Below are 11,298 nucleotides of genomic sequence, written 5' to 3' on the forward strand. Positions count from 1 at the left end.
CACCCCACACCCTGCCCCCAGGAAAAACTTTTTCAGCAAACCCTAAATACCTTAAAAATTGACAGCAATCGCACTATAGCAAAATGACAAAACCTTCCTGAGTAAAATGTTTATCATGGGTCAATATCTCGATAGTTTCCAGTTCTCGCATCGTCTGCATAGAGATACAATCAATGAGACTATATTCTTTGTCAGGACGATTTTGGTAAAGAGTTAGACCCGCTAAAAATGATTCATGAGTTTGGTGGATTACCTGAATATTGGGGTTTTTTATTATTCCTTGAACAAGTTGACAAGCACGCTGTCTCATCTGACTCCCGTAAGCTGAAAAAAAAGTCAAAGTCTCTGCTAAAACTTCTTCAGTTGTCACAAGACAAAATTGTTCTAATGTGCGAGTAATAGCAATTACTTGACCGTGCCAATTATCTCTAGGATTGATGGATGCTGTCCAATAAAATGTATCAGCAAAGATAGTTCTCATGAATCGCTTTTAGGAATACCATAGATATAGTGGTCATGTTCTTGTGCGCCGTCCCTCGGCAAATTGTTGATTTCTGTTTCGGTCATGCCGGCTGTAATATTTTCAAAAAGTTCGAGAAGCGATTGGGCCGTTGTCTTGCTGGATTCTTCTTCTTGTTGATGCCAATGGGATTGGATGGCTTGTTTGATCGCATCAATGACTGAATCTAAAGAATTTCCTTCTGCTATATATCCTTTAATTTCAGGACTGTAAGCAGAATATCTTCCTTCTCTCTTTTCTATTTCAATACTGACTTTTGATTTCATCGCTCACCTGTTTAAATTAAATGAATATCTTAACTCAATTGTAATTTGTAGGAATGGAGATTAGCCAACTGCGTGAATCGCCAGTCGAGTAATGTAAATATTTATTAAATTGTAGCTTTTGATACAACGGGGCGGGAGAAGTGTGTATGTTTGACGGCGTTTATCTTATAATCATTTCAGATAAGTCTGATACACTCTAGACCAGTTAAACCCTTATGGACTCTGGCATTGATATTCTCAATCTTAATTGAAATGACTATATTGTAATTCTATGCCATAACGGAAGTTAATTACAGCAGTTACCTTAATGGTGAAATAACTTCTTTATTTGATTGGTAATTTTAATCAGTGGGGAAAGGGCGATACTTAAGGGTTAATTCTCGCACCGATTCCCCTAGATTTAATCTCAATCCCCTAGACAAATACCCAAACCCCTGGCGGTTTTGACTAAAGTTTCTTCGGGATCGACGACGCGATAGGTTTTAATCGCCTCCTCAATGGGAACACTGACCACTTGCCGATTTTGCCAGGCCACCATGCGATCGAATTCCCTCCTGGCGATCAGATCCACGGCCGCCACACCAAAAGCCGCCCCCAGTAAGCGATCCATTGGAGAAGGAATACCCCCCCGTTGAATGTGGCCCAGGAAAGTCACTCTCGTTTCGGCCCCGGTTTCCCTGGCAACTTCTTCGGCTAAATAGCGACCGATACCCCCGAGACGATCTTCCCCTAGGGCTTCCTTTTGCACTAGGCGATTGCCAGTTTCGGTACGCACAGCCTCGGAGACAATAATCAGAGAAAACTGTTTATCCATACGCTGCCGTTGCCGGATCTTCTCGCAGACCTTCTCTAATCGGTAGGGAATTTCGGGAATGAGAATAATATCGGCCCCCCCCGCAATACCGGCAGCCAGGGCGATATGGCCGGCATCCCTACCCATAACTTCTAGAATCATCACCCGGTTATGACTAGCGGCGGTAAAATGGAGGCGATCGAGGGCTTCTGTGGCGATATTAGTAGCTGTATCGAAGCCGATGGAGACTTCTGTAGCTCCCACATCATTATCGATGGTTTTGGGGATACCAATCAGATTAATGCCTCCCTGTTGGGCAATACGGCGCAAAATCGCCAGACTACCATCGCCACCGATGCCGATCAGGGCATCCAGTCCCAGACTATGATAGCCGTCAATGATTTCCTGAGAGCGATCGATCAGGGTTCCATCGGGCATCGGGAAAGCGAAGGGATCCCCCTTATTGGTAGTACCGAGAATTGTTCCTCCCATCACCAACAGGCGATCGACTCCTTCAATATCAAAGATAGTGGTTTTTGGGGGACGGTTAATTAATCCGTTAGTTGCTTCTCGAATACCCACCACTTCCCAGCCATAATTGCCACTGGCATGGTGGACAACGGCACGAATGGCGGCATTTAAACCCGCACAGTCGCCACCACTGGTGAGAATTCCAATTCGTTTTTTTTCACCCATAGGTTTTTGTCAGGAGATCAACAAATCTATATTTAGGGAAAAGTTGCGGATAATGCCTGAAAATTAAGAAAGTTTCTAGATCGTCCCTGACAGTTAGGGGAAAAATCGCGATCTTCTGGTTTCTGTGTGGAAACGAGTTTTATACTGATAGTTTCTTCCGCAAAATAGTCCTAATACTAAATCCGTTGAATATAGGCTACATATCAGGAGAGTCACTCCACTTGCGGGAGTGACTCTTAAATGATTACAGATGTGTCAGCAGCTGCGTGTAAGCATCTCACCGAAAAACTAATGCGCTCCAGGGTTTGGGGGGTAGAACCCCCCAAAGGCTTGGATTGAGAGATAAAATCGGAAGTAATACGGCCATCCGTTGAGTATGGACTACATATCAGGAGAGGCACTCATGCAAAACGGAGAATAAATAATCAGTTTTTAATAACCAGATTTAGTATAAAAGTTCTGCCCGATAAGCACTTCAGGATTCCATAAGCAAAAATTATCACACAAAGTCGAGAAGAGCCAAAACCGAAAACTCCGCCCCATCCCCTCAGTAATCGATCACGAGCAGGGTATGCAGGGCGACACGGATTCCCATTATACTAGAAAGTATATAGCAATTCTAGGTAATTTGTCAACCCTAATGTCCGAGAAATTTTCTGATAACTGATAGTCAATCAATTTAACTATTTACTGCTTGCTGAAGACGGGATATATCCCAACCTTTTTGATTGAGAAGTAGCCAAGACTGCATTAAATCCGGACCGTGTAACTCCCCCATCAAAGCGGCGCGTAGAGACTTCATCACCAGACCTTTTTTAACCCGATGGGCTTTAGTTGTTGTCTCAACAATTCCCTTAGCAACTTCTCCGGTCAAATCGGGAGTAATAGCGGCGAGAATATCCTTGATAATATCCTTAACTCCCTCTAATTGTAATTGACTTAAAGCCTCCTGATTATAATTAGCCAGAGGGGTTAAAAGTAAGCGACTTTCAGCGACAGCATCGCTTAAACGAGTTAAACTCGGACCGATGAGAGTAGCCAAACCGATCAACCAAGCTCGATCGGTTTCAGCAGCAAAATTATACCCTGCTTCTTGCCAGTAAGGGAGAAGTAAAGGCACTAATTCCTCACCGGTTAAACGATGGAGATATTGACTATTAATCCAATCCAATTTCGTCCAGTCAAATTTTGCCCCCGCTTTATTTACCCGTTCTAAACTAAACACTTCAGCGGCCGTTTCAAGGGTAAAAATTTCTTCGGTGGAATCGGGAGGAGTCCAACCGAGGAGAGTCATGTAATTAACCAAAGCTTGCGGCAGAAAACCCAGTTTTCGGAAATCATCGATCGAAGTGACTCCATCCCGTTTAGATAACTTACGACCCTCCTGATTTAAGATCAAAGGACTGTGGGCAAACTCCGGCACTTTTGCCCCTAAAGCTTCGTATAAAAGAATTTGTTTAGCCGTATTAGCGATGTGATCTTCCCCACGAATAACATGGGTAATTTCCATATCAATATCATCAACAACTACCGCTAAATTATAGAGAGGCTGACCGAAGTTTTCCTCCCCATTTTCCGAGGTACGAGCGATCACCATATCGCCACCTAAATCACTACCTTTCCAGATAACTTTTTCCCGGATTAAATCCTGCCAAATAATTTCTCGATCATCGTCAATAATAAAACGAATTACTGCTTTTCTCCCCGCTTGCTCGAATTGAGCTTGTTGTTCGGGGGTGAGATAACGATGACGATTATCGTAACGGGGGGCAAGATTGCGGGCTTTTTGTTCTTCCCGCATTTTTTCCAATTCTTCTGGGGTACAATAACAACGATAGGCTAAACCTCGATCGAGCAGGGTTTGAATCGCCTGACGATAATAATTAAGGCGTTGAGTTTGAAAAAAAGGACCTTCATCCCAATTCAGTCCTAACCATTGTAGGCCCGCTTGAATATTTTCGGTATATTCTGGTCGAGAACGTTCTAAATCTGTATCTTCCACGCGCAAGATAAATTTGCCCCGGTGATGATGGGCAAAAAGCCAGTTAAACACGGCTGTGCGTGCTGTTCCAATGTGTAAATTTCCCGTGGGACTGGGGGCAATACGAACTCTCACTGTCACGATTTAACTCCTAGGTTTTTTGCGGCAACGATATCCCATATTATGGCAAATTCACCTAGGCCAACTCGCGAAATTAAGAAAATTAAATGGGTGGGTGGAATTAAATATAAGATGAACGTAGGTTGGGTTGAAGCATGAAACCCAACTCCCGCATGGGTTACGCTACCGCTAACCCATCCTACAAAGAATTGTGCCTCCCTACTTAAATAAATAGCTACCAAAGGGTGAGAAAGGAACAACAAACTCTCAAGAATTGAAGTTTCCCTCTCCGGGGAGAGGGTTTGAGGGGGAGATATTTCAATAACCCTGTTATTTCGGTAATTCTAGGCAGCGACTAAAGATTTGCTCAAAGGTTGCCAACGGAAATATCTTTCCCCACCCAATTCGAGGACAAATTTTAACCGGGGTTCCTGTTGACTAAGATTAATTAAGTATTGTTTTTCTTCCGAGGATAAAACAAAACTTTCAATAATCCAAATCACTAAACCTTTAGATTTGGGGGGTAAATTTTCCAATTGATAGGTAGCAATGGGAGGAATAAAATAAACCGGTCCGACGGCTGCTTCCCGACCAATATTTTTTTTACCTAAATGGGGGGGACGAACTCCATGAATGCCGGTAAGATAGGCACTTAAATCCCCTAGACCTCTAGCGGTGATATGCAGGACATTGTAACCAGTGGCCCGTAAACGTCTTTGATAGCGTCCCTCGTAACCCCCTTCTAAGGGTGCGTAAACCCCTAAAGCACCGTATTGTTCCAGATCGCGAATAAATGGTTTTCCCGTGGTCAGTAGTGCCATAGCTAGTGAAAAAATCTTTTTCCCTATAATCGCACGTTTTGTTAAGTTGTGCGTCAGCTGAACAGAAAAAGACTTAGGATCAAAGATAGAGAGGGACAATCGCTACTCTCCCAAGGAGGTAATATGTTTCACGATCTCCTTTATCCCAACGGACTGCTTTATATCCTGATTAAACTAACTGTTTTAGCTTTAGCAGTCTTACTCTGGTTTATGGTCGTTTCGGCCCCGGCTGTTTGAAAAAACACTGCTCTTGTCGCAGGTTAGCCTTGTCTTCTACAATTAGCGTTCTATGCAATGGCTAAATTTTGTCGATGACTCCTGTTAAATTGCCGATCGATCCTTTTCTGAAACCCAACCTAACTACTAAGCTACTAGGGGTTGGGTTGGTATTGACAATTATTTTTATCCTGATTGCCCTGTTTTCGCCCCTTCTGCAAGCGATCGGACTGATTCAGGATCCAACCGACATTTTAAGCAATTATCCCCTACAAGCCCCCAGTTACGCCCATTGGTTCGGGACGAATGTGCGCGGTTATGATGTCTTTTCCCGCACCCTATTCGGGGCCCGGGCGGCCTTGTCCGTGGTATTTTTGGCCACAGGATTATCTTTAGTCATCGGGGTTCCTTTAGGGTTAATTAGCGGTTATTTGGGGGGTAAGATCGATCGCGTTCTCCTCTTTCTCATGGATACCCTCTACACCTTGCCGGGGTTATTATTATCGGTGGCTCTGGCTTTCGTTTTGGGTCGTGGTATCGTCAATGTAGCGATCGCTGTTAGCATTGCCTATATTCCCCAATATTTTCGCGTGGTCAGAAATCAAACCGCCAGCGTTAAAAATGAGTTATTTATCGAAGCGGCGCGAGCGATCGGTGCCAGTCCTAGCCGGATACTATCAAAATATCTTTTCTTTAATGTCGTCCAGAGTGTCCCGGTTCTGTTTACACTCAACGCGGCGGATGCGATCCTTGTTTTAGGCGGTTTAGGCTTTTTAGGCTTAGGATTACCGGAAGAAGTGCCTGAATGGGGTCATGATCTCAAGGAAGCTTTGGCGGATTTATCTACAGGTATCTGGTGGACCACTTTATTCCCCGGATTAGCAATGACCACGATGGTGGTGGGTTTATCTCTCTTGGGAGAGGGGTTAAGTGAAATTTTCAACCCCCTGAGTCGTAAACGCTAAAAGCGAGGGCCAGAGTTCGAGGAAAATCATCTCAGGAGCCTCCACACCCTCAGTCTCTCTGTCCGGTAACGATGTAGGATACCCTTTGGGCGATATTGGTGGCGTGATCGGCCATACGTTCCAGATGACGGATTAGTAAAGCCATCAGCAGGATTGGTTCCACCACACCTTTGATGTCTCTTTGATGGGCGAGAGTGTGATAGAGATAATCATAGGCTCGATCGACCGTATTATCTAGTTCTTTCACCTTTGGACCTGCTTCTTGATCGAGGTCGGCCAGAGCAACAAGGCTCGTGGCTAACATATACTGGGCATGGTGGGACATAGCCTCGATCTCACCCATACAATCGTGGGGAGTATAGGCGAATAATTTGAGAGCTATTTCAGCCAAATCCTTGGCATAATCGCCGATCCGTTCCAAATCGCGCACTAATTGCATAAAAGCACTTAAAAGCCGCAAATCTTGGGCTACGGGAGCCTGTAGAGTCATGAGAGTGGCACAATCTAACTCGATTTGACGGTAGTAGCGATCGATTTCCTTGTCAAGGGGGGCGATTTTTTTCGCCATTTCCAAATCCCTAGCAAAAAGGGATTGATGGCTAAGACGAAAGGATTCTTCGACCAAGGTTCCCATTCTCAGCACATCCTGTTCCAATCGCTGGAGAGAACGAGCGAAATAGGTGCGATCGGGATGATTGGTTTCTTTGGATAGGCTCACGGTCAGATTCGCTTAACATAAAACTACTCTTTCTCTACAGTGATAACAAGAAAATTTTCGATTTTGTACAGTTGTCCAGAGAACTTGACAGATTTTTTTCTCCCCACACCCCACACCCATCACCCCACCGCCTTTTTTTGACGGGGGAGAGTGACTTGTAGGCGAGCGCCGCCGGTGTTAGGATCATTTTGAGCGACGATCGAACCGCCATGGGCTTGAATAATCTCTTTGGCAATCGATAAACCTAAACCGGTACTATAATCCTTTGTGCTTTGTTTTTGACGGGTGCGGGAAGGATCACCGCGAAAGAGGCGATCAAAAACGTAGGGTAGATCCGCTTCGTTAAATCCCTTCCCGTTGTCGATAACGTCAATTTTCAGCCATTTTTCCCCGATAGTATCGGATATTTCCCGAATTTCTAGGCGAATTTTCCCCTGATCGGGACTATACTTAATGGCATTATCAAAGAGATTCAGGAAAACTTGCAGCAGACGAGAGTGATCCACTTCCAGCGTCCAATCCACCGGAGAGGAATAATCTAAGCTAATCTGTTTTTGGGCGGCTATTGGGGTGACAGTCTGCCAAGCGGCGCTGATGAGGTCCTCTAGATTAATCATCTGGTATTGTAAAGAGCGCCCCGCATCCGCTTGTAATTCACTAATTTCTAGCCAATCGCAGACTAATTGGCTCAAACGCTCCACTTCTTTCGCCATTTGTTCTAACCAGCGTCTTTCGGGAGCTTGGAGGCGTTTTTGTAAAGCTTCGGTAAGGAGAGAAATGGAGGTTAAGGGAGTGCGTAACTCGTGAGTTAAGTCAGAGAAAGCTCGCTCGCGATTTTGCGATAATTCCACTAAAGGCTGTCTATTTTCGATAAATACAGCGATTTCACCTTCCGGCAGCGGATAACCGTAACCCTTCAAGGCAATCGATTTAGGAGCAATGACTTTGCGATCGCTAATGGGGGTGACAGGATAATTAGTCGGGTAAAAAGTCCAAGTTTGCACCTGTGGACTCTGTTTTTGACGAGTTTCTTGAATTAATTGATCTAATTCGTAGGAGCGCACTAATTCCAGCAGCAGACGTACCTGATCTGGCTGCCAGCGATCGAGTTTTAAGAGGGTAATTGCCTGTTGATTACACCAGAGCAGTTGATTATCGGCATCTATATGAAGATAGGCGATCGGCGCTCGTTCTAGCAAGGATTTCTGAATTTCTAAGCTCTTTTCTCGCTCTTGCAGACTTTGGGAGAGAAACTGTAATTCTCGACGCACCAGGGAGGTAACGGGAAAAGAAGCCGACAAATCCGCCGAATCCGAGAGAGCGCTCAGGGTTCGCTTTAACTCTCTATTTAAGCGTGAGACTTGCCAGTAACAAATACTCAAACCTAAAACTACTCCCAAAATAAAAGCGAAAATAGTCATTGTCTGCGCGAGCGGCGATCGCTAATCTGGAAAATATAATCGCTCACCTAGCCAAAACGATAACCGAAACCGCGTACAGTAATCAGGTATTCCGGTTGACTGGGATCGATTTCTAGTTTTTCCCGTAACCAGCGAATGTGAACATCGACGGTTTTGGTGTCTCCTAAAAAATCTGGCCCCCAAATTTGTTCAATTAATTGCTCTCTTGACCAAACTCGGCGCGGATAACTCATAAATAGGTCTAGGATACGGAATTCTTTAGGAGAAAGGTTAATTTCTTCATCTCGCACCGTCACCCGACATTCCTGGGGATAGAGAAGAACATCGCGGAATTTTCGCACGGGAGCGGCAGCTAGGGAAGTAAATCCTTGACGACGAATGAGAGCGCGACAACGAGCGACTAATTCTCGCATACTAAAGGGTTTAGTCAGATAATCATCGGCACCCACTTCTAAACCCAAAACTCGATCGGTTTCGCTGGCCTTAGCACTTAAAATTAAAATCGGGATAATATTGCCGTGATAGCGCAACAGACGACAGATATCAAGACCGTTGATTTGGGGTAACATTAAATCCAAAACGACCAAATCAAAACGAGATTCACCGTGATTAGATTCTTGACTTTGCAGTAGTTCTAGGGCAACGCGACCATCACTAACACCGAGAGCCTCGTAACCTTCTTCTTCCAAAGCCAAAATAATCATATCCCGAATCACTTCTTCATCTTCAACGATTAAAATCCGATGATTGGGAACGAAATCCGTACTCGCCGACAAGGGGGGGTTGTCAAGGGTTAACATAAAAATACTTGATTATTCGTCCTAATTTTATCTCAATTTGTCAACCTGCATTCGTTTTGGAAGGCTAGAGCCGAATGTTATTACAGTTATCTACATGGTTAGAGGTGGAATCCTATCTAGAACAATCTCAGGGAATTATTATTCCCATTGGTTCCACGGAACAACACGGGCCGACGGGACTGATTGGTACAGATGCTCTATGTGCGGAGGCGATCGCTAAAGGAGTGGGGAAACAGGTACGAGCAATGGTAGCACCCACCTTAAATGTCGGTATGGCCCTACATCACACGGCTTTCCCGGGTACAATTAGCCTTCGTCCTAGCACTTTGATTCAAGTCATCCTCGACTATGTGACTTGTTTAGCTAGAGCGGGTTTTCGTCAATTTTTCTTTATTAATGGTCACGGGGGCAATATTGCCACCCTAAAAGCAGCTTTTGCGGAAACCTATTATCATTTGGATTCCCTCAATTTGCCTAACACAAACGAGGTTAAATGTCAAGTGGCCAACTGGTTTATGGTGCGAGAAGTTTATCTTTTAGCCAAAGAATTGTATGGAGATCAGGAAGGTTCTCACGCTACACCGAGCGAAGTGGCGTTAACTCAGTATCTTTACCCTGAGAGCCTTAAAAACGCCTTTTTATCCGAAAAAGTGGCTTCTGGTCATGGTATTTACGGTGCGGCTAATTTTCGCCAAAACTACCCCGATGGTCGTATGGGTTCCAATCCTGCTTTGGCCACTCCCGAACACGGTCAGAGGTTCTATGAATTGGCTGTGAAAGAATTGAGTAATAGTTATCTGGAATGGCTCTCTTGTCCTTTGTCTAAGTTGATTAGTGACTAAGCCACCGAAACCCGGAATAATTTAACTGTAACCCTAAGTAAGTGGTTTCAATTAAATTGAAGATAGATTTTGTCTTTAGATACCCCCTTAATCCCCCCTTAATAAGGGGGGTGCCGCTCCCCCCTTGATAAGGGCGGTATCTGACAATTTTTAACACCCACCTACTTAGAGACAAAACTTAAATATCCACGGAGAAAACCGATGATTACCACCAATGACAATAACTCCAATCAAGCTCTGGCTAGTTTGCGGGAAATACAAGAACTTTCCATCGCAATGACAGCCAAAAGCCTCAATCCCGCCATGCTAACGGTTGATTTCCTCAAATATTCGGGAATAGTTCCCCCCGACTGGGAATTAAATGGCCAGCCGGTACTCAATCCTAATTACGCTCAAGTTAAGTTTCAAAATGGTATCAGCATCGTCGCCCAACCCCGGAAAATTACCTTTGTGGAGATAATTAACTCTCCCGATAGCCTGAACCTGAAACTGCCAGAAATTGTTGGTTTATATCTAGATAAACTCCCTTTAGCCGAATATCAAGCCCTGGGTATCGCGCCGAAAAGTATTGTTCCTCTCCCTAGTAGCCCCGATGCCGCTAAAAAATACATCACCGAAACTCTTCTGGCCCCCGGTCCCTGGCACAATTTCGGTACAGCCCCCCTACAAGCCAGCATCAATCTACTTTATCAGTTAGAAACCTCTCAGCTATCCCTGGCGATTAACGAGGCAAAATTGCAATTACCCGATGGCCAAACCTTAGCGGCACTATTATTTGCCGGTAACTTTAACTATAATCTGGCCGAGGGTAGCGATCGATTAAATCTGCTCAAACAATATCTGGGACAATGGCAAAAAGATCTAGAGATTTTCCGAGAATTAGTCACTCAACGCTTTCTGGAAAGACAAGTCCAGGTTTTCCCCTCTAATATCAATCTGCCCCAAGGACCCCAAGGTGGACTGTAATCAGTAATCAGTAATCAGTCATCAGTCATCAGAACAAATCCGTTGAGTATAGACTACTTATTACTGAACTTCCCCCATACATATATACCATAATAGCCCAAAACCCTTATCCATCAATGGATGCACCCCCTTAACTTTTCTTAATGTACCCATGTAATTTGTAACATTTCTTA

General features: G+C 44.4%; 11 protein-coding genes. 3 read left to right on the forward strand and 8 right to left on the reverse strand.

Annotation, left to right across the window (positions count from 1 at the left end):
* Window positions 1–73 precede the first annotated feature (73 nt).
* The 5 genes from IM477_RS05270 to IM477_RS05290 all read right to left on the reverse strand — a co-directional run bounded on the left by IM477_RS05270 (window position 74) and on the right by IM477_RS05290 (window position 5,197).
* Window positions 74–481 (reverse strand): type II toxin-antitoxin system VapC family toxin, encoded by a 408-nt coding sequence (locus IM477_RS05270; RefSeq protein WP_287730819.1) that lies wholly within the window; start codon window positions 479–481, stop codon window positions 74–76.
* The gene (locus IM477_RS05275) at window positions 478–786 is read right to left on the reverse strand and encodes a type II toxin-antitoxin system HicB family antitoxin (RefSeq protein WP_079209338.1); all 309 of its coding nucleotides are present in this window, start codon (window positions 784–786) and stop codon (window positions 478–480) included. Before IM477_RS05275 ends, IM477_RS05270 begins: the two co-directional genes overlap by 4 nt.
* A gap of 406 nt (window positions 787–1,192) precedes the next feature.
* Entirely contained in the window at window positions 1,193–2,275 is a 1,083-nt protein-coding gene (locus IM477_RS05280) for an ATP-dependent 6-phosphofructokinase (RefSeq protein WP_287730820.1), read from the reverse strand.
* Window positions 2,276–2,954: 679 nt separating this feature from the next.
* Window positions 2,955–4,397, reverse strand: coding sequence for a glutamate--tRNA ligase (gene gltX / locus IM477_RS05285; RefSeq protein WP_287730821.1), 1,443 nt, complete (start codon window positions 4,395–4,397; stop codon window positions 2,955–2,957).
* 323 nt (window positions 4,398–4,720) lie between these two features.
* Window positions 4,721–5,197 (reverse strand): NAD(P)H-quinone oxidoreductase subunit N, encoded by a 477-nt coding sequence (locus IM477_RS05290; protein WP_002735370.1) that lies wholly within the window; start codon window positions 5,195–5,197, stop codon window positions 4,721–4,723.
* A gap of 311 nt (window positions 5,198–5,508) precedes the next feature.
* Here IM477_RS05290 and IM477_RS05295 point away from each other — a divergent pair, with 311 nt between their 5' ends.
* On the forward strand, window positions 5,509–6,378 hold the full coding sequence (locus IM477_RS05295) for an ABC transporter permease (RefSeq protein WP_287730823.1): 870 nt from the start codon (window positions 5,509–5,511) through the stop codon (window positions 6,376–6,378).
* Window positions 6,379–6,427: 49 nt separating this feature from the next.
* Here IM477_RS05295 and phoU read toward each other — a convergent pair whose 3' ends face one another.
* The 3 genes from phoU to IM477_RS05310 all read right to left on the reverse strand — a co-directional run bounded on the left by phoU (window position 6,428) and on the right by IM477_RS05310 (window position 9,317).
* Window positions 6,428–7,096: a phosphate signaling complex protein PhoU gene (phoU, locus tag IM477_RS05300; protein ID WP_287730825.1), complete on the reverse strand. Its 669-nt coding sequence runs from the start codon at window positions 7,094–7,096 to the stop codon at window positions 6,428–6,430.
* 119 nt (window positions 7,097–7,215) lie between these two features.
* Window positions 7,216–8,517: a sensor histidine kinase gene (locus IM477_RS05305; RefSeq protein WP_190721460.1), complete on the reverse strand. Its 1,302-nt coding sequence runs from the start codon at window positions 8,515–8,517 to the stop codon at window positions 7,216–7,218.
* 47 nt (window positions 8,518–8,564) lie between these two features.
* Window positions 8,565–9,317, reverse strand: a complete 753-nt coding sequence (locus IM477_RS05310) for a response regulator transcription factor (protein ID WP_190721458.1) — start codon at window positions 9,315–9,317, stop codon at window positions 8,565–8,567.
* Window positions 9,318–9,391: 74 nt separating this feature from the next.
* Here IM477_RS05310 and IM477_RS05315 point away from each other — a divergent pair, with 74 nt between their 5' ends.
* Together IM477_RS05315 and IM477_RS05320 are read left to right on the forward strand one after the other, a co-directional pair.
* Window positions 9,392–10,159: a creatininase family protein gene (locus IM477_RS05315; protein WP_149987568.1), complete on the forward strand. Its 768-nt coding sequence runs from the start codon at window positions 9,392–9,394 to the stop codon at window positions 10,157–10,159.
* Between the two features lie 201 nt (window positions 10,160–10,360).
* Entirely contained in the window at window positions 10,361–11,125 is a 765-nt protein-coding gene (locus IM477_RS05320) for a hypothetical protein (protein WP_287730826.1), read from the forward strand.
* The last annotated feature ends 173 nt before the right edge of the window (window positions 11,126–11,298 follow it).

The organism is Microcystis sp. M090S1 (assembly GCF_020246295.1).
GTDB lineage: Bacteria > Cyanobacteriota > Cyanobacteriia > Cyanobacteriales > Microcystaceae > Microcystis > Microcystis aeruginosa.

Excerpts from the sequence above, each read along its gene's own strand:
- IM477_RS05320 (WP_287730826.1), top strand. The coding sequence starts at position 10,361 with ATGATTACCACCAATGACAATAACTCCAATCAAGCTCTGGCTAGTTTG.
- IM477_RS05290 (WP_002735370.1), bottom strand. The coding sequence starts at position 5,197 with ATGGCACTACTGACCACGGGAAAACCATTTATTCGCGATCTGGAACAA.
- IM477_RS05315 (WP_149987568.1), top strand. The coding sequence starts at position 9,392 with ATGTTATTACAGTTATCTACATGGTTAGAGGTGGAATCCTATCTAGAA.
- IM477_RS05280 (WP_287730820.1), bottom strand. The coding sequence starts at position 2,275 with ATGGGTGAAAAAAAACGAATTGGAATTCTCACCAGTGGTGGCGACTGT.
- IM477_RS05270 (WP_287730819.1), bottom strand. The coding sequence starts at position 481 with ATGAGAACTATCTTTGCTGATACATTTTATTGGACAGCATCCATCAAT.
- IM477_RS05305 (WP_190721460.1), bottom strand. The coding sequence starts at position 8,517 with ATGACTATTTTCGCTTTTATTTTGGGAGTAGTTTTAGGTTTGAGTATT.
- IM477_RS05275 (WP_079209338.1), bottom strand. The coding sequence starts at position 786 with ATGAAATCAAAAGTCAGTATTGAAATAGAAAAGAGAGAAGGAAGATAT.
- IM477_RS05310 (WP_190721458.1), bottom strand. The coding sequence starts at position 9,317 with ATGTTAACCCTTGACAACCCCCCCTTGTCGGCGAGTACGGATTTCGTT.
- IM477_RS05295 (WP_287730823.1), top strand. The coding sequence starts at position 5,509 with ATGACTCCTGTTAAATTGCCGATCGATCCTTTTCTGAAACCCAACCTA.